This window comes from Leifsonia poae, from assembly GCF_020009625.1.
GTDB classification, from domain to species: domain Bacteria; phylum Actinomycetota; class Actinomycetes; order Actinomycetales; family Microbacteriaceae; genus Leifsonia; species Leifsonia poae_A.
In genome coordinates this window covers 2,747,771-2,765,359 of the sequence record NZ_JAIHLP010000002.1, presented here as the reverse complement: position 1 = coordinate 2,765,359, position 17,589 = coordinate 2,747,771, and the positions used below count along the sequence as shown (strand labels likewise).

Sequence of the window (17,589 nt, the reverse complement as noted above, 5' to 3'; positions counted from 1 at the left end):
GAGAGACTGACCAGATGACCCGAGTGTTCGCCGCGGTGAGACGGTACCCCATCGTGGCGCTCACCCTCGCGATCATCGTGCTCGGCGCTGTGCTCGCCCTCAGCGGCGCCGGCTGGCTCGTGCAGTGGATCTTCAGCGGATACGCCGTCATCATCGCGGTCTGGCAGGCGGTCGGGATGGTGCGGGCTCTGCTGCGCCGCGAGTTCGGCCTCGACATCCTGGCCGTGACCGCGATCGTGGCAACCGTGCTCGTGGGCGAGTTCGTCGCATCCATCGTCGTCGTGCTGATGCTCACCGGAGGCGAGGCGCTCGAGGACTACGCCAACCGGCGGGCCAAACGAGAACTGGATGCACTGCTCACGCGTTCCCCGCAGCTCGCGCACCGCGCCGACGGCCAGGGGTTCGCCGACGTTCCGGTCGACGACGTGCTCGTGGGCGATGTGCTGCTGGTGCGCCCGGCGGAAATCGTGCCGGTGGACGGAATCCTGCTCTCGCCCGAGACGTCGCTCGACCAGTCGTCGATCACCGGCGAGAGCATCCCGGTCGAGAAACGGGAGGGCGATACGGTGTTGAGCGGCGCGGTGAACGGCTCCGTGGCCGTGGAGATCCGCGCGACGGCCGCCGCTGGGGCCAGCCAGTACCAGCAGATCGTCGCCCTCGTCGCCCAGGCGTCCGAGAGCAAGGCCCCGGTTGTCCGCTTGGCCGACCGCTTCGCGGTGCCGTTCACCGTCTTCTCCCTCATGATCGGTGCCGTGGCCTGGTGGGTCAGCGGCGATGCGGTGCGGTTCGCGGAGGTGCTCGTTCTGGCCACGCCCTGCCCCCTGCTGATCGCCGCGCCCGTCGCCTTCATCGGCGGGATGAGCAGGGCCGCCCGCGACGGGATCATCGTCAAGGGTGGCGGGGTGCTCGAGCAACTCTCCTCGGCGAAGACCGTCGTCTTCGACAAGACGGGCACCCTCACCACGGGCACCCCGTCGCTCACCGAGGTGCGGGCGGAACCGCCGTTCACCGCCGACGACCTGCTCGCCTCCGTCGCGAGCGCCGAACAATACTCGTCTCATGTGCTCGCGGCGTCGATGATCTCGGCGGCGCAGGCGAGGGGGCTCGACCTGCACCCTGCCGACTCGGCGAGTGAGGAGGCCACGAACGGCGTCGTCGCGCAGATCGCGGGACGTGAGGTGGTGGTGGGGAAGTTCGCTTTCGTGGCCTCGCACGCCCCGGACGCTCGACGCACCACCATCGGCCCCGGCGAGCTGGCGGTCTACGTCGCCATCGACGGCGCGTTCGCGGGCGCGGTGCTCGCCGCCGATCGGCTGCGGGACAACGCCGCGAGCACCCTGGAACGCTTGCACCGGCTCGGCGTGACCGAGGCGATGATCCTCACCGGGGATGCGCAGGAGACGGCTGAGCACATCGCCGCCGAACTCGGTGTGAGCCGGGTGCGTGCCGAGTGCCTTCCCGCCGACAAGGTCGCTGAGGTCTCGGCCATCCGCGCCCGGCCGGTGATCATGGTGGGCGACGGCGTGAACGACGCCCCGGTGCTCGCCGCTGCCGACGTCGGAGTGGCGATGGGGGCGAAAGGGGCGACCGCCGCGAGCGAGTCGGCCGACGCCGTGATCCTGGTCGACGACATCTCGCGCACGGCGGATGCCGTGCAGATCGGAAGGGACACCGTGCGCATCGCCCTGCAGAGCATCTGGCTCGGGATCGCGATCTCGGCCGCGCTGATGGTCGTCGCCGCGTTCGGGGTGATCCCGGCCACAGCCGGTGCGCTCCTCCAAGAGGTGGTCGACCTCGCCACCATCCTCGCCGCCCTCCGCGCCCTGGGCGGGCGCCGGGGGCGCTGACGCATCAGCTTTCGGAGATCTTCTTCAGGAGCGCCGTCGCCTGGCGGAGCACTGCGAGTTCGGGCACCGCAAGGCGCTCGATCTCCGAATCGAGCCAGGAGATGCTCCGAGCTTGAACGGCCGCCTCGATCTCCGCCCCCTTCGGCGTCGGCTCGAAAAGCACTCTGCGGCCGTCCGTCGGATCGGGGACACGGATCGCGTAGCCGTCAGCGGTGAGGCGGTTCACGGTCTGGCTCATCGAGCCGGGGGTCACATGCGCTCGGTCGCTGAGCGCTTTGAGACTCTGCGGTCCGTTCTTCCGCAGCTGGGCCAGCACGCCGATCGCCGCATCCCCAAGCTCCCCCTGCGCGCGCTCCGAGCGGAATCTGCGATAGATCCCGGCCACCGCCGCCCGTACGTCGGCGCTGACAGCCCGCACATCGTCGGACGGTGTCGGGTCGCTTGCGGTTCCGCTCATGACTCGTTAGTGTAACAAAGCATGTCATTAGTAGTACTAACGAAGTAACGGAACGCACGATGGGAAGCAGAAAAGAGCCGACCGGCACCCGGCCGTTCGGAGCGCGCTTCACGTTCCCCCTGCTCCTGGGATCGACCCTCAACCCCATCAACAGCTCGATGATCGCGACCGGTCTCGTCGGCATCGCCGCCGACTTCCACACCGGACCGGGCCAGACAGCGACCCTGGTCTCGGTGCTCTACCTGTGCAGTGCGGTCATGCAGCCCACCATGGGCAAACTGTCGACCCTGTTCGGCCCCCGCCGCGTCTTCCTGATCGGCATCGGCATCCTGTTCCTGGGAGGGCTGACCGGAGCGGCCGCCCCGGCCTTCGGGTTCCTGCTGGTCTCGCGCGCGCTGATCGGCATCGGAACGTCAGCGGCGTACCCCACGGCGATGGCACTCGTCCGCCGGCGAGCCGATGGGCTCGGCACCGGAATCCCCTCCCGCGTACTGGGGAACTTCTCGATCGCCTCCCAGGTCGCCACCGTGTTCGGCCTGCCCATCGGCGGCGTGCTGGCGGGAGCATTCGGGTGGCGCGCCCTGTTCCTCGTCAACATTCCCCTCGCGATCATCGTGTTCGCCTTCGCCGCTCGCGGCATCGCCCGCGATCCGATTCCCGCGACCGACCGAGGGAACGTACTCAAGGCGATCGATCTGCCGGGAATCGCGTTGTTCGCCGCGGGCATCGTGGCCCTGCTGCTGTTCCTCTCCGACCTGACCGACCCGGCCTGGTGGGTGCTGATCGTGGCCGCCCTGCTCCTCACGACCCTCCTGCTCTGGGAGCGCCGGGTCGACCGCCCCCTCATCGACGTGCGGATGCTCGCCCGCAACAGCCCCCTGCAACGCACCTACCTGCGGCAGACCCTCGTCGGGCTGGGCATCTACACCACCCTCTACGGGGCGAGCCAATGGATGGAGCAGGGCGCCGGTCTTTCGCCGTTCACGGTCGGGCTGATCCTGCTCCCGCTGTCGGCGGCGAGCATCGTACTGGCGCGCATCAACTCGAACAAAGGATGGATCCGCTACCCGCTCATCGCCGGCGCAGGCACCCTCGTGCTGACCGGGGCGGCGATCCTGCTCCTTCACAGCGGCTCGAACGTCCTGGTGATCGGCCTGGTCGGCACGACCCTGCTGCTGGGGGTGACCAACGGCTTCTCCGGTTTCGCCAACCAGGCGACCCTCTACCTCCAGGCGCCGGCAGAAGACATCGCGGTCGCCGCCGGCCTGTACCGCACGTTCGCCTATGTCGGAGCCATCTTCTCCGCCAGCCTCATCGGCATCGTCTTCGGCCCCCGGATCACAGACGACGGATTCCACCGCCTCGGCTGGGTGATCATCGGAATCGGCGTCGTCTCCCTGCTACTCACCGTGCTCGACCGACGCATCCCCGTTCTCGCCCATCCGGACGAGCCCGCCCCCTGAGCGCGCGCCTGAGCTCGCCCTCGAGCCCGCCCGCCCATCCCGCAACGCCCCGACAGAAGGAACCGAACATGCCCCTCACGACTCTCGACCCCCAGACCGCCCTCCTGGTGGTCGACCTCCAGACCGGAATCCTCGAGCGCCCGTCCGTCGAACCGATCGACCGCATCATCGAGCGGGCCCGCGCACTCGCCGACGCGTTCCGCCGCCACGGTCTGCCCGTCGTCCTGATCAACGTCGACGGCGGCCCGGCCACGCGCAGCGATGCCAACCACGCCGGGACGAGCCGGGTGATACCCGACTCGATGACCGCCCTCGTCGACGGGCTCGGCCGGCAGCCCGGCGACCACATCGTCACCAAACACACCTGGGGCGCGTTCACCGGCACGGGACTCGCCGATCACCTCGCCGGGCTCGGCGTGACACAGGTCGTCGTCACTGGCGTCTCCACGAGCGCGGGGGTGGAATCGACGGCCCGGCACGCGCAGGAGAATGGGTTCCACGTCACTTTCGCCACCGACGCCATGACCGACAGCAGCGCCGAAGCGCACGAGAACAGCCTCACCCGCATCTTCCCCCGGGTCGGCGAGACCGGAACGACCCAGGAGATCATCGACCTCCTCACGGCCACGCGACCCTGAGCTCCATCAGGATGCGTCCTCCGCGAACACCCGTTTGGCGACCTGGATGGCCGACATGGCCTTGGGCCGGCCGGCGTAGAACGCGAGGTGGATGATCACCTGCTGGGCACGACTGGGCTCTGGCATGGTGTCCCTCATTCCGCTCGGATGTCTCTTCATGATGCGCCGTCGGAACCCGGGCAGGGAGGTACTGGTGTGACCTCCAAATTCCGTCCACATTGCACTCTCAGGTAATGGGTGCAATATTGCACCTTGTGAACGAGAGTGCAATCTCCACGCGCGAGCGCCGCAAGGCCGAGACCGCGCTGGGGCTCAAGAGCGCCGCTCGCCGGCTCACGATCGAGCGGGGCCTCGGCGGCTTCACCATCGAGGAGCTGTGCGACGAGGTCGGCGTCTCCCGCCGCACCTTCTTCAACTACTTCGCGACCAAGGAGAACGCCGTCATCGGCTTCTCCATCGACGCCGACGAATCCGGCGCCGCCGAGCGCTTCACCGCTGCCGGCAAACGAGGCCTCCGCCACCTGGTCGACGATCTTCTCGAAATGCACGTCGACCGCTGGACATCCGACGGCATCACACCCGCCGAAGCCCGGCAGCTCCTGGCCGCTTTCGAACGCGAGCCCCGACTGATCGGCCATCTGCTGGAACTTGCCGGCGTGGGCGAGCGCGGTGACATCGAGCTCGTCGAGCGCCGCGAAGGCCTCCCCCCCGGCGACCTGCGCGCGGCCGCGGCGGTGCAGCTGGCCGGGGCCGTGCTGCGCGCGAGCACCGAGGAGTTCTTCCGCAGCGACGGTGCCGACGATGTGCCCACGATCCTGCGCCGACGACTCGACGCCGTGCGCGAGCTCTTCTGATCACGACAACAACGACCCACTTGATCACGACCACCACCGAACGGACCCTATGACCGCCATCGCCCCCGCGCCGATGCTGCTGACCAAGCGGCGCATCTGGATCATCTTCAGCGCCCTCATCGCAGGGATGCTGCTCTCCAGCCTCGACCAGACCATCGTCTCGACCGCCATGCCGACCATCGTCGGCGACCTCGGCGGCGTCGAGAACCAGGTTTGGATCACGACCGCATACATCCTCGCCACCACGATCGTGATGCCGGTCTACGGCAAGCTCGGTGACGTGCTCGGGCGACGTTGGCTGTTCATCATCGCCATCGCGATCTTCACCGCGGCCTCGATCGGATGCGCGTTCGCCACCGACTTCTGGATGTTCGTCGTGTTCCGCGCCATGCAGGGCCTCGGCGGCGGCGGGCTGATGATCCTCTCGCAGGCGATCATCGCCGACATCGTGCCGGCGAACGAGCGCGGAAAGTACCTCGGCCCGCTGGGCGCGATCTTCGGCCTCTCCGCCGTCGCCGGCCCGCTGCTCGGCGGCTTCTTCGTAGACCACATGACCTGGCAGTGGGCGTTCTACATCAACATCCCGGTGGGCATCGCCGCGCTCGTGATCGCCCTGTTCGCGCTCACCCTGCCGAGCAAGAGGGCCACACGCCCGATCGACATCCTCGGCATCCTATTCCTGTCGATAGCGACGACCTGCCTGATCTTCTTCACCGACTTCGGCGGCGACAAGAGCCACGGCTGGGGCGACCTGGGAACCTGGGCGTGGGGCGTCGGCATGCTGGCCGCTGCTGTCGCGTTCGTGATCGCCGAGGCGAAGGCCAAAGACCCGATCATCCCGCTCAGCCTGTTCAAGAACCCGATCTTCGTCAACGCGACGGCGATCGGTCTGGCCATCGGCATCGGCATGTTCGCCGCCATCGGCTTCGTCCCGACCTTCCTGCAGATGTCGTCCGGAACCTCCGCAGCGGCGTCGGGGCTGCTGATGATCCCGATGATGGTCGGTCTGATCGGCACCTCGATCCTGTCGGGCACCGCGATCACGAAGACCGGGCGGTACCGTCTCTACCCGATCCTCGGAACGGTGATCACCGGCATCGCGATGGTCTGCATGACCACGCTGGCCGCCGCCACCCCGATCTGGCTGATCTGCGCATACCTGTTCATCTTCGGTGCCGGTCTCGGCCTGATCATGCAGGTCGTCGTGCTGGTCGTGCAGAACGCGGTCCCGGCCGCGCAGCTCGGCACCGCAACCTCCACCAACAACTACTTCCGCGAGGTGGGGGCCGCGCTCGGCACTGCGGTCTTCGGCACCATCTTCACCACCCGGCTGGCCGAGAACCTGACCGGCGTGTTCACCAAGGCGGGCGCCTCGCCGACCGACGCGGCGGGGGCGACCGCGACCCTCAGCCCGGCGGCCCTCGACAAGCTGCCGGAGGCCGTGCACACCGGCGTCGTCAACGCATACGCCGATGCCCTCGCCCCCGTGTTCTGGTACCTCCTCCCGTTCATCGTCGCGGCGTTCCTGTTGTCGCTGTTCCTCAAGCAGATCCCGCTCTCCGATCAGGCCGGTCTCGTCGCCCGTGGTGAGGCCATCACCGGCGAAGAGGCGGAACTGCTGGAGGCGCAGCAACGCGAGGCGTCTTCGCGACGCGAGTCACGCTCGAAGGCCGAACCCGGCAAGACTGACGCCGACGCCGACGCCGACGCTGACAAGGCGGACGCTGACGCTGACGCTGACGCTGACAAGGCGGACGAGCTCCGCTGACGGCGGCCGGCGCCGCTCGGCGGCGCCGGCTCCCGCTCTCAGCTGCGGTGACGTTCCGCCGTGGCGGCGTTGCGGGATGCCAGCCTCGCGAACGCGTCGGCGAGTTCGGGGGCCCGAGCACCTCGATGTCGGCATCGAAGCGGTTGAGCGAGGCAGCCAGCGCAACCCACGACCATGAGCCGGTCTCCAGGAGGCACCGATCTGATCCGAGGTCTTCGACGACGCCGTCGCCCGCGAACGGCAGAACCTGAGCGGCCGCCAGGCCGAGGATCACCTTCCCGACGCAGGGCCACCGGTCGGCGCTCACGGAGCCCTTGAAACGGGCTGACACGAACGAGGCGACATCGCCGCCGGGAACCTCCCGGGGAGTGAAACGGGGTCCATTCGGGGTGCGGGGCACGATACGGTCGGCGCGGAACAGACGCCAGTCGGCGCGGTCGAGATCCCACGCGACGAGATACCAGCGGCCCTGGGCCGTCACCAGATGGTGGGGCTCCGCCCGGCGCGGCGACACCGCGTCCACCCCGGCAGCGCCCGGGTTCGTCGCGTAGTCGAAACGCAACACCTCGTGCGCGCGGGTCGCCGCAGACAGGGCGATGAGCACATCCGTCGAGACCGCATCGGGTGTCGCGTCACCGCTGCGCCCCGGAACGGTCGTGAACTCCACCGAGTCCAGTCGGTGACGCAGCCGCGACGGCATCACCTGCCGCACTGTCGTCAAGGCTCGCAGCGCGGCCTCCCCGATCCCGGCCCCGCTGCCCGTCGCCGTCTGCAGAGCGACCGCCAGAGCGACGGCCTGGTCGTCATCGAAAAGCAGGGGTGGGAGCTCGCTGCCCGCGTCGAGACGGTAGCCGCCATCCGGTCCCTTCGTGGCATGGATGCGATACCCGAGCTCGCGCAGCCGGTCGACGTCGCGTCGCACCGTGCGATGGCTGATGGCGAGCCGCTCGGCGAGCACCGACCCCGGCCAATCGCGTCGTGCCTGCAGAAGCGACAGCAGTTGAAGCAGTCGGGAGGTGGTCGTCGCCATCTCTTCATGGTAGGGGTACAGAGGACAGAAACTGTCCTCTACTCCTGCGAGAGTGACTGTCGTCGGGGAGGAACCCGACGCCACCTCAAGGGAGCGAATATGAGCACCACGACCACCACCCACCTCAACTTCCGCGGCGACGCCCGCGCGGCTCTGGCCTTCTACCAGTCGGTCTTCGGCGGCCAGGCCACGATCACGACCTACGGCGACCTCGGCATGCCGAAGGACGCTCCTGGTGCAGAGAACGTCGTCTTCGGCGGACTCGAAACCGCGGAGGGCTTCCGCGTGATGGCCTACGACATCCCGGACCGCTCCGACGCTGCGACGGCCGACGTCGACCCGTCCGCCGACCCGTCCGCCGACCCGGCCGCCGACCCGTCCGCCGAAACCGGTTCGACGCGCCGCGAGAACGGTCTCACGCTCACCGACCGGCCTTTCTTCGTCTCGGTTCGCGGCGAGTCGTTCGCCGAGGTGCAACAGTACTGGGCGGGGCTCTCGGTCGGCGCAACGATCGTCGAAGCATTCGCAGCATCGGCGTGGAGCACCGGGTTCGGCATGCTGACCGACCGCTTCGGGGTGACCTGGGTTCTCGACGTCGCCGCCGCCTAGCCTTCGCGAGACCTCTTATCAGGAGCCGACGCGCGGGGAGCGCCGCAGAGTCCTGTTATCAGGACTCTGCGGCCATCCGTCGCCGTCTTCTCCTGAAAACAGGCCCGACGCAGCCTCCTGAAACAGGCCCGGCGTCGCCTCCTGAAAACAGGCCCGACGCAGCCTCCTGAAAACAGGAGCCGACGCGCGGGGAGCGCCGCAGAGTCCTGTTATCAGGACTCTGCGGCCATCCGCCGCCGTCTTCTCCTGAAAACAGGCCCGGCGCAGCCTCCTGAAAACAGGCCCGGCGCAGCCTCCTGAGAACAGGCCCGGCGCAGCGCGACCGCTCAGTCGCCGATGTCGCGGAGGTCCTTGTCGGCGTTGTTCGGCCCGGTGAGCACGGTGAAACCGGTGATGACGAGAGTGGCGATGATGTAGATCGCCAACGGCCAGACGGCCCCGGCGCCCAACGAGATCAGCATTGTCGCGATGAACGGCGCGCTGCCGCCGAAGATCGCCGCACCCAGCTCACGGCCGGCGCTGACCCCGCTGTACCGCACGTTCGAGCTGAACATCTCAGCGGCGAACGCCGCCTGCGGCCCGAAGATCATGTCCTTCAGAATCGGGAGGCCGATGACGATGGCCAGGAACACGAGCCACGGATCACGGGTGTTCAGCAACCAGAAGAACGGGAATACGTAGAGCACCGTGAGCACGACGCCGGTGACGATGATCTTCTTCCGGCCGACCCTGTCCGACAACCAGCCCCAGAACGGGATAGTCACCATCTCAAGGGCCGCGGCGACGCCGACCGCCCACAGCAGCGCGGTGCGGTCCATCCCGAGGTTCGCCGTTCCGTACGACAGCGAGAACGTCTGGATCAGGTAGCCCCACACCGCGCCGCCCATGACGAGACCGATGGTGCGCAGCACAGCCATCGGGTGTTTGGTGAACACGGTCACCAACGGCGCTCGCTTGGTGTCGGCCTTCTTGATGTCCTTGAAGACCTTCGTCTCCTCCAGGCGTGACCGCACGATCACGCCGAAGATCACCAGCACGACGCTGAGCAGGAAGGGGATGCGCCAGCCCCAAGCGAGGAACGCATCGTTGGGCAATGCTGAGACCAGGGCGAACACCACGGTGGCCAGAACGAATCCGGCTCCCGTCCCCATCGACGGCACCGCCCCGAAGAAGCCCCGCCGTTTGATCGGGGCGTTCTCCATCGTCAACAGTGTCGCGCCCGCGAACTCTCCACCCACCGCGAAGCCCTGAACGATCCTGAGAACGCAGAGGAGGATCGGCGCCCAGATGCCGATCTGCGCGTTCGTCGGCAGCAGACCGATGAGCGCCGAGCTCAGACCCATGGTGATGAACGTGAACATCAGGATCGGTTTGCGGCCGATCTTGTCACCGAGGTTCCCGAGCACGAAACCACCGATCGGGCGGGCGAGGAACCCGACGCCGAGGGACGCGAAGGCGGCGAGGGTTCCGCCGACGCCGCTCGAGCCGAACATGAGGGGGCCGAGAACCAGCGCCGAAGCGAGGCCGTAAAGGTTGAAGTCGTACCACTCCAGGACGGTACCGACCGTGCTGGCGAGCAGAGTGCGCCGAGAAGCCGATTCCGAGAGCTCGGTGCCGGACCGCTCGTGCTGAGCGACGTTGCTCATGAATGTCATCCTTTGTTCTGTGAATGCTGGGCGGGGTGCGCCGGAGCATCCGGACGAGCGTCGGACCGGGGGATCCGACGCGAGCAGCGCCCACGGATGCGGGCCCGCTCATCGGCCCGACCTCCGACCTGTCGGACTGGCATTCGCGCAGGGCACCAGTTCATCACGCCGGGGGTCGGGCGCCGGTTCGTTCAGGCGGCGGACACTTCCGGCTGTCTGATCGAACCGGGGATCATCGCGCCCTGCGCGACGAGGCGCGCTCGGAGGGCGTCCACATCGACGTCGCGCACCCGCCCGTCGACAGCGAGTGCCATCGCGGCGGCCGTGCCGGCCGCCTCGGCCAACGCCATGCAGGTGCCCATCACCCGCGCGGACGCGAACACTGTCGAATCCACGGAGATCGTGCGACCACTCAGGAGCAGACCGTCGACGTCTTTCGGCACGAGGGAGCCATACGGGATGCCGTACGGCTTCTCGATCACGGAGAGTTCGATGCCTTCACCGGTGCCGGAGTGGATGTCGATGTTGTACGCCGACTGCGCGATCGCGGCCTCGGTGGTCGCCTCGCTGTCGAGGTCGTCCATGGTCAGCCGGAACTCACCGAGGAAGTGGCGGGTCTCTCGGATGCCCAGCGCGGGGGCGATCTGCGAGATGACGACGTCTTCGAAACCGGGCACGTACTTCCGCATGAAGCCCACGATCTCAAGCACCTGCTCATACCCGGTCTCGAGTCCGGCGGAGAGTTCGACCGGGTCTGAGGCGTCGATGCGGGTGACGCGCGATGTGTTGATCGTCAGCAGCTTCTCGGACGCTGTGGCGATGTGGATGAACTGGTTGCGCGGAACCGAGAAGTCCCCGGCCTCGCGGGCCTTCCGCACCAGATCGGTCAGGCCGATGAAGCAATGTCCGCGGGTCTTGCGGAGGAAGTCGACATCGTATCCGGCGGCGTAGTCCTCTTTGATCCCCATCTCTTCCGGGTGCTCGTCGAGGAAGTCGAACAGGCGGTCGAGGTCATGCCCGGCGACGGTGAACACAAGGGTGCTCGGCTGCATGATCTGCGTGTTCTCCTGGCCACGCGTGAACGGGACTCCTGCGAGGTAGGCGAGGTCACCATCCCCGGTCGCGTCGATGAACTGCTTCGCCTCGATGCGCGTGGTCGTCAGCTTGCCGAAGACGGTGACCGCACGCAGCCGCACGTCGTCGTCGACCTCGGCGCCGATGAGCTCGTTCTCGAACAGGATGTCGACGCCCGCCTCTTTGCACATCTGCATGGCGACGATCTTCACGAGGTCAGACGAGACCGGGGTGATCGAGTTGTGCACGGGGCACCAGAAGTGTCCGGGAGAGCCGCCGAGCGCGGCCAGCCGGTCGATGAATTCCTGCGGGATTCCGTCGAGCGCCTTGTTGCCCGCCCGGTCGAGGAATCCGAGGATGCTCAACCCCGACGCGGCAGCGCCGCCGAGGGCCGCACTGCGCTCCACCAGGACGGTCCGCGCTCCGTTCCGTGCAGCGGCGAGCGCCGCCGGGAAGCCGCCGGGGCCGCCTCCGATCACGGCGACGTCGTAGCTGATGGACCTTTCACGAAGCGGGGGCTGAGCCACTGCCTGTCTCCTTACCTGGGGCGAGCGCGTCAGTCGCACACCGGTGAACAATCGATTTCTCAGAGAGTAGCGAACTCCGAAGCCGAGGTCAATCCGGCCGCTAGACTGAGGAACGATGTCGGATCAAACGGGTGCTCGCGAGGTCGTACCGACCCTTCGCGATGTCGCGAAGCAGGCCGGGGTGTCGACGCCCATCGCGTCGCGCGTACTCAACGACGACCCCGATGTGCGCGTGCGCGACGACACGCGCGCGCGCATCCTCGAGGTCGCCGCGACGCTCGGGTACATGCCCAACGGTGTCGCCCGCTCGTTGCGCCGATCCCGCTCGGATGCGATCGGGCTGGTCATGCACAACCTCACCAGCCCCATGAACACGACGGTGCTGGAAGGCGTGCGCGGCCGCTGCGCCAGCGCCGGCTACGTCACCCTCCTCGCCGACTCGGAACAACTCGCCGCCGACAGCAGCCACCTTCGGTCGTTCCTCTCACGCGGGCGCCTCGACGGCGTCATCCTCCACGTCGGACACGGCTACCACGAACAGCTCATCGCCGACGTGTCCCGACACGTTCCGGCCGTGCTCGTGAACTCGGACGGCTCAGGCTCCGTCCCCACCGCCCGGCTCGACGATGTCGCCGCCGGACGCACCGCAACGGAACACCTCATCGGCCTGGGACACTCGGACATCTGCTTCGTCGGCGGACCGAAAGAGGCCATCACTTCCCTCGGCCGCCAGCGCGGCTACGAAGAGGTTCTGCGCGAGGCGCACCCAGCCGCGCGCATCGATGTCGTCAGCGCGGGGTGGACGGATGAGATGGGTGCAGAGGCCGCGCGCCGCATCCTGAGCAGACCCCGACTGCCGACGGCCATCGTCGTCGCCAACGCTGTGACGGCGGCCGGCGTGCTCACCGCGCTTCGCCAGGCCGGCATCAGCGTTCCGAACGAGGTCTCGGTCGTGGGCATCCACGATGCATGGTTCGCGAACCACCTCGCGGTGTCGCTGACCACCGTGCGGTTGCCCCTCTTCGAACTCGGCGCGATGGCCGCTGACCTGCTTCTGGGAACGCTCGCGGGCGAGCCGACGCCGGCCAATGCGCTGATCGTCGACCCGCCGCCGATCCTCGTGATCCGGGAGTCGACCGCGCCTCCTCGCGCCGCGTCGCTCAGCTGACCTCACGACCGGCGCGAGAGCGCAGCAGGATGCGCCGAAATTCTCTCGGCGTCATCGAGTACTCATCCCGGAATCGCCGGTTGAAGTTCGACAGGTTGGCATACCCCGCCTCGTATGCGATCGACGAGATCGAGCGGCCCTCCTCTTCGAGGAGACGACAGGCGTGCGTCAGCCGAAGCCGACGCACCAGGTCGCTGAACGTCTGGCCGGTCGCCGCGGCGAAACGACGCGAGAACGACGACTCCGACATGCCGGCCATCCGCGCCGCCACCGCCAGCCGGGGCCCGTCATGAAGGTGCTCGAAGATGTAGTCGACGGCCGACGCGACGATATCCGACCGCTCCGACTCCGATCCCGCCGCAACCGCGTGCGAGCTCAGCGAACGCCAGTCGCCACCCGGAGCCCGGGCGAGAACCCCGAGCAGATCGAGCAGCCCGACCACACGGTCCGTCCCCGTGCGACCGCCGATGTCGAGCAGCATCTCAGCAGCACGGAACGCGGTCTCGCCGAGGAACTCCACCGCGCGAGCCGACCGTTCCAGCAGTGCATCCAGCTCGTGCAACTCGGGAGCGACAGCCCGCAGCCCTTCCAGCCACGCCGGGTGGAACTGCAGGACGACGTCCCGGTCGTCGAAACTCTCGCCGGGAGTCAGGTCGCTGACCCAGTCGTGCGGCGCATTCGACCCGACGAGGAAGAACGCCCCCGTCGAGAACGAACCGACGGCGTCGCCGATGACGTAACGACCGGAACCCCGGCGGAGGAGGTGCAGCTCGATCTCCGGGTGATGATTCCACCGCGCCAGCGGATCCGGAAACCCGTGCGTGCGCCAACGAAACGACGACTCGGGATCCCTCGGGATGACCTCGCGCACGGCCGTCCGGCCGATGTGGTGCTCTGCCGTCACCGCGCGCCGCCCTTCGCTCTCCCTCGCCACCGTCGACCACTGATGCTCGGCGCGCATTCTGCCGTCACGCGCGAGTCGATCGGTGCAACAAAGTATCACTATTCGCCGCCGATCGATCTAGTTCGCGATTCACGGCCTTCCTAGGCTGTGCTGTCGAGGCCCCTCCCGATCCAAAGGATGAACGCCATGACACCCGCCCTCCCCCGCGCAACCGCGCTGCCGTGCTGACCGCCGCGGGCGAGGTCAGACTCGACCAGCGACCCGTCCCCGCGTTCGGCAGCGACCAGCTCCTCGTGCGCGTCGACGCGGTCGGCGTGTGCGGGTCGGATGCGCACTATCTGCGCCACGGACGCATCGGCAGCCACGTCGTCACCGGCCCGATCATCCTCGGCCATGAAACGGCGGGCACTGTCGTCGCGGTCGGTGTCGCGACGGGTTCGCACGCGGTCGGCGATCGGGTCGCGATCGAACCAGGCGTTCCCTGCGGCCGGTGCGAGCTCTGCCGCAGTGGACGGTACAACCTGTGCCCGGATGTGGAGTTCCACGCCACACCGCCGTTCGACGGCACCTTGCAGGAGTACATCGCGGTGCGCGCGGATTTCGCGTTCACCCTGCCGAGCACCGTCCCCACCGAGCACGGCGCCCTCGTCGAACCGCTCGCGGTGGCGGTCTGGGCCTGCCGCAAGGCACGGGTCTCCCCCGGCTCGCGCGTGCTGGTTACCGGCGCCGGACCCGTCGGACTCCTGGCCGCGCAGACCGCTCGCGCCTTCGGCGCCACCACGGTCACCGTCACCGACATCGACCCGGTCAAACGGGATCTGGCACTCGCCTTGGGCGCCGACGCCACGATCGACGCCCGTCAGCTGGAGTCGTCGGCGGCGGAGTTCGATGTGCACATCGAGTGCTCCGGCAACGGCGGCGCCACCCGTGGCGGCATCGGGCGCCTGAGCCGAGGCGGCACCGCCATCCTGGTGGGGATGGGCGCCGACGGCGGCCTCGATGTTCCTGTGTCCTGGATCCAGGAGAGGGAACTCGTCATCACGGGCGTCTTCCGCTACGCCGACTGCTTTCCGGCCGCGATCGAGCTGCTGGCGGCCGGACGCATCCGCGTCGCCGAACTCATCACCGGTCGATACCCTCTCGCCGAGGCCGGGTTCGCCATCGACACGGCCGGGCGCGAAGGTGTCAGCAAGACACTCATCCTGCCGCAGGTCTGAGCCACGCCGTCGCCGTGACGACGTGGCGTACCGAGCCGGGTCACCGCATCCGAAAGGTGCTCCTCTTTTCAGGAGCCGACGCGTCCGGAGCGCCGCGGAGTCCTGTTGTCAGGACTCTGCGGCCATCCGTCGCCGTCTTCTCCTGAGAAGAGGCCCGGCGTCGCCTCCTGAGAAGAGGCCGGCGTCGCGCGACCGCAACGGATGCCCAGCCGGCAGCTCCGCAGCGGCCCACCGCCGGGTGGCGGTCATCCCGCGTCGACTTGCGCCGGGTCGGCGGTGGGCGCGAAGCCCCACTCTCACCGACGATGGGGTGAGGACACATCGTTGTGGTCCGGAACGAAGGAGTTCACCATGACCCAGACAATCGCGCGCCCGCCGTTCGACCCCGAGCTGGAGGCCGTGCTCGCGGTGCTCGCCGAATCGATGCCACCGTCGATCACCCCGGAGATGATCCCGCTCATGCGGCAGTCCGCGATCATCGAGACGAGCGACGACCTCGGCGAGCGCGGAATCGAGCGGAGCGACCTCACCATCCCCGGTTACCGCGGCGACGACATCGTCGTCAGCGTCTACACGAAGAAGGGACACACCGGTACCGGCCCCGGGATCTTCCACACCCACGGCGGCGGAATGATCATCGGCGACCGATTCGTCGGGATCGCGCCGATGCTCGACTGGGTCGAACAGCACGACGCGGTCTGCGTCACAGTCGAATACCGGCTGGCCCCCGAGTTCCCCGACCCGTACCCGGTCGAAGACTGCTACGCGGGTCTCGTCTGGATGACCGAGAACGCGACGGCGCTCGGCATCGACCCCGGCCGCATCCTCATCGCCGGGGGTAGCGCGGGCGGCGGGCTCGCGGCCGGCACCGCACTGCTGGCCCGGGACCGCAGTGGTCCGGCGCTCTGCGGTCAGCTGCTCATCTACCCGATGCTCGACGACCGCGACGCCACCGTGTCGACCAGGCAGATCGACGGAGTGGGCGTGTGGGACCGCACCAGCAACGTCACAGGATGGTCGGCCCTGCTGGGCGAGCGCCGCGGCACCGACGATGTGTCGATCTACGCCGCACCGGCCCGGGCGACCGACCTCTCCGGGCTTCCGCCCGCGTTCATCGACTGCGGCTCGGCGGAAGTGTTCCGCGACGAGGACGTCGCATACGCCTCGGCGCTCTGGGCCTCGGGTGTGCAGGCCGAACTGCACGTCTGGCCCGGCGGTTTCCACGGATTCGACATGATGGCGCCGCACACCGCGCTCGCCCGCTCGATGGTCGAAGCCCGCGGCGCCTGGGTCGCACGCCTGCTCGGCGACTGAGCACCGCATCCGCCGACCGCCCGTGCGGACTAGGGTGGGCGCAACGAGGTAACGGAGCCGCGATGCAAGAACTGGTCGGCCGCCTCTCGGCCCTCGACCCGGAGGCCACCGAGACGCTCAAGGTCATCACCTATTTCGACACGCTGCTGGCCGGCGGTGTCGGAATCGAGGCGCTCGTGCGCGGTGCCGCCGTTCTGGCCGGCGTCCCCGCGGGGTTCGCGGCCGGCTCCCGCACCGTTCGGGTCGATCCGGCCGGCCGGCGCGTGGCGGCGAACGAGGGCGCCGAGGCAACCTGGCCGGCCCGCGAGACGGGCGGCGGCACGGTCTGGATCGAGCGGGTCGCGGCGGCCCACGCCAACGACCAGATGGTGCTCGAAAGACTCGCGATGGCGGTGGGCATCACCGTCTCGCGGGATGGCGGTCTCGATCACGGCGCGACCGAGACCGCCATCGACCACGACATCGACCGCGATGAACGAGCCAAGGCGCTCGCCCGACTCCACGTGGATGCGCAGCAGACCGTGCGGATCGTCGCGCTTCCCGCTTCGGCCGCCGACCCGAGGTTCGGCCCTTCGGCCGTCGTCGCGACACCCTGGGGTCTGGTGCGCGCGATCGTGGTCGTGGATGCCGCCGCCGCGGTCACCGGCCGCGCAGGCATCGGCCTCGCCGTCGAAGCCATCCGGCTGCCGACCTCATGGCGGTCTGCCATCCTCGCGCTGCGTCTAGCCGGAGCCGACCCCGTCGACGCCGGTGCCCTGGGGGCGTCGATGCTGCTCGTCGAGGCCGCGGATGCGCTTCCCGAGCCGCACCCCGACGTCGCAGCACTCGAATCGCTCGCCGACCGCCCGGGTGCTCTCGACGCCCTTGACGCCCTCGCCGAGACGGGGAGCGTGCGCAGCGCCGCCCTGAGACTCGGCGTGCACCATTCGACCCTGCAGACGAAAGTGGCGTCGTTGAGCGCCCGACTGGGGTACGACCCGCGCACCCCCGCCGGGCGCACACGGTACACGCTCGCCCGTACCCTCCTCACCGCGGGCCGAGCCCACTTCAGCTGACCCGGCCGGGGTGCGGAA

The 17,589-nt window shown here is 68.6% G+C and carries 14 protein-coding genes and 1 pseudogene; 10 read left to right on the top strand and 5 right to left on the bottom strand.

The window, feature by feature from the left end; all coding sequences use genetic code 11:
- Positions 1-14: 14 nt before the first annotated feature.
- On the top strand, positions 15-1,847 hold the full coding sequence (locus K5L49_RS13955; RefSeq protein WP_223693646.1) for a heavy metal translocating P-type ATPase: 1,833 nt from the start codon (positions 15-17) through the stop codon (positions 1,845-1,847).
- A 4-nt stretch (positions 1,848-1,851) separates the two neighbouring features.
- On the opposite strand, the gene K5L49_RS13950 is transcribed toward K5L49_RS13955, so the two are convergent.
- Positions 1,852-2,304: a MarR family winged helix-turn-helix transcriptional regulator gene (locus K5L49_RS13950; protein ID WP_223693644.1), complete on the bottom strand. Its 453-nt coding sequence runs from the start codon at positions 2,302-2,304 to the stop codon at positions 1,852-1,854.
- A 59-nt stretch (positions 2,305-2,363) separates the two neighbouring features.
- Between K5L49_RS13950 and K5L49_RS13945 the strand changes: the two genes are divergently transcribed.
- From K5L49_RS13945 to K5L49_RS13930, 4 genes are all read left to right on the top strand, one after another.
- Positions 2,364-3,767 (top strand): MFS transporter, encoded by a 1,404-nt coding sequence (locus tag K5L49_RS13945; protein ID WP_223693643.1) that lies wholly within the window; start codon positions 2,364-2,366, stop codon positions 3,765-3,767.
- Between the two features lie 68 nt (positions 3,768-3,835).
- On the top strand, positions 3,836-4,405 hold the full coding sequence (locus tag K5L49_RS13940; protein WP_223693641.1) for a cysteine hydrolase family protein: 570 nt from the start codon (positions 3,836-3,838) through the stop codon (positions 4,403-4,405).
- A 254-nt stretch (positions 4,406-4,659) separates the two neighbouring features.
- Positions 4,660-5,259: a TetR/AcrR family transcriptional regulator gene (locus K5L49_RS13935; protein WP_223693639.1), complete on the top strand. Its 600-nt coding sequence runs from the start codon at positions 4,660-4,662 to the stop codon at positions 5,257-5,259.
- Between the two features lie 49 nt (positions 5,260-5,308).
- Positions 5,309-7,027: an MDR family MFS transporter gene (locus K5L49_RS13930; protein WP_223693638.1), complete on the top strand. Its 1,719-nt coding sequence runs from the start codon at positions 5,309-5,311 to the stop codon at positions 7,025-7,027.
- Between the two features lie 457 nt (positions 7,028-7,484).
- Here the strand turns inward: K5L49_RS13930 and K5L49_RS13925 are convergent.
- Positions 7,485-8,057: pseudogene (locus K5L49_RS13925) on the bottom strand (helix-turn-helix transcriptional regulator); the annotation flags it as partial.
- A gap of 99 nt (positions 8,058-8,156) precedes the next feature.
- Here K5L49_RS13925 and K5L49_RS13920 point away from each other — a divergent pair.
- Positions 8,157-8,666, top strand: a complete 510-nt coding sequence (locus K5L49_RS13920) for a VOC family protein (protein WP_223693636.1) — start codon at positions 8,157-8,159, stop codon at positions 8,664-8,666.
- 326 nt (positions 8,667-8,992) lie between these two features.
- On the opposite strand, the gene K5L49_RS13915 is transcribed toward K5L49_RS13920, so the two are convergent.
- Together K5L49_RS13915 and K5L49_RS13910 are read right to left on the bottom strand one after the other, a co-directional pair.
- The gene (locus K5L49_RS13915) at positions 8,993-10,312 is read right to left on the bottom strand and encodes an MFS transporter (protein WP_223693634.1); all 1,320 of its coding nucleotides are present in this window, start codon (positions 10,310-10,312) and stop codon (positions 8,993-8,995) included.
- Positions 10,313-10,503: 191 nt separating this feature from the next.
- Positions 10,504-11,913 carry an FAD-dependent oxidoreductase gene (locus K5L49_RS13910; RefSeq protein WP_223693632.1) on the bottom strand — a complete coding sequence of 470 codons (1,410 nt, stop codon included), beginning with the start codon at positions 11,911-11,913 and terminating at the stop codon, positions 10,504-10,506.
- Positions 11,914-12,028: 115 nt separating this feature from the next.
- Here K5L49_RS13910 and K5L49_RS13905 point away from each other — a divergent pair, with 115 nt between their 5' ends.
- Entirely contained in the window at positions 12,029-13,081 is a 1,053-nt protein-coding gene (locus K5L49_RS13905) for a LacI family DNA-binding transcriptional regulator (RefSeq protein WP_223693630.1), read from the top strand.
- Here K5L49_RS13905 and K5L49_RS20515 read toward each other — a convergent pair.
- Positions 13,074-13,985 carry a helix-turn-helix domain-containing protein gene (locus K5L49_RS20515; RefSeq protein WP_223693628.1) on the bottom strand — a complete coding sequence of 304 codons (912 nt, stop codon included), beginning with the start codon at positions 13,983-13,985 and terminating at the stop codon, positions 13,074-13,076. The two genes, K5L49_RS13905 and K5L49_RS20515, sit on opposite strands and share 8 nt — an antisense overlap.
- A 221-nt stretch (positions 13,986-14,206) precedes the next feature.
- On the opposite strand from K5L49_RS20515, the gene K5L49_RS13895 reads away from it, so the two are divergent.
- From K5L49_RS13895 to K5L49_RS13885, 3 genes are all read left to right on the top strand, one after another.
- On the top strand, positions 14,207-15,202 hold the full coding sequence (locus K5L49_RS13895; RefSeq protein ID WP_223693627.1) for an NAD(P)-dependent alcohol dehydrogenase: 996 nt from the start codon (positions 14,207-14,209) through the stop codon (positions 15,200-15,202).
- Positions 15,203-15,553: 351 nt separating this feature from the next.
- Positions 15,554-16,516 carry an alpha/beta hydrolase gene (locus K5L49_RS13890; RefSeq protein WP_223693625.1) on the top strand — a complete coding sequence of 321 codons (963 nt, stop codon included), beginning with the start codon at positions 15,554-15,556 and terminating at the stop codon, positions 16,514-16,516.
- Positions 16,517-16,578: 62 nt separating this feature from the next.
- The gene (locus tag K5L49_RS13885; RefSeq protein WP_223693624.1) at positions 16,579-17,571 is read left to right on the top strand and encodes a LysR family transcriptional regulator; all 993 of its coding nucleotides are present in this window, start codon (positions 16,579-16,581) and stop codon (positions 17,569-17,571) included.
- The last annotated feature ends 18 nt before the right edge of the window (positions 17,572-17,589 follow it).

Excerpts from the sequence above, each read along its gene's own strand:
- K5L49_RS13955 (WP_223693646.1), top strand. The coding sequence starts at position 15 with ATGACCCGAGTGTTCGCCGCGGTGAGACGGTACCCCATCGTGGCGCTC.
- K5L49_RS13950 (WP_223693644.1), bottom strand. The coding sequence starts at position 2,304 with ATGAGCGGAACCGCAAGCGACCCGACACCGTCCGACGATGTGCGGGCT.
- K5L49_RS13945 (WP_223693643.1), top strand. The coding sequence starts at position 2,364 with ATGGGAAGCAGAAAAGAGCCGACCGGCACCCGGCCGTTCGGAGCGCGC.
- K5L49_RS13940 (WP_223693641.1), top strand. The coding sequence starts at position 3,836 with ATGCCCCTCACGACTCTCGACCCCCAGACCGCCCTCCTGGTGGTCGAC.
- K5L49_RS13930 (WP_223693638.1), top strand. The coding sequence starts at position 5,309 with ATGACCGCCATCGCCCCCGCGCCGATGCTGCTGACCAAGCGGCGCATC.
- K5L49_RS13920 (WP_223693636.1), top strand. The coding sequence starts at position 8,157 with ATGAGCACCACGACCACCACCCACCTCAACTTCCGCGGCGACGCCCGC.
- K5L49_RS13915 (WP_223693634.1), bottom strand. The coding sequence starts at position 10,312 with ATGAGCAACGTCGCTCAGCACGAGCGGTCCGGCACCGAGCTCTCGGAA.
- K5L49_RS13905 (WP_223693630.1), top strand. The coding sequence starts at position 12,029 with ATGTCGGATCAAACGGGTGCTCGCGAGGTCGTACCGACCCTTCGCGAT.
- K5L49_RS13890 (WP_223693625.1), top strand. The coding sequence starts at position 15,554 with ATGACCCAGACAATCGCGCGCCCGCCGTTCGACCCCGAGCTGGAGGCC.
- K5L49_RS13885 (WP_223693624.1), top strand. The coding sequence starts at position 16,579 with ATGCAAGAACTGGTCGGCCGCCTCTCGGCCCTCGACCCGGAGGCCACC.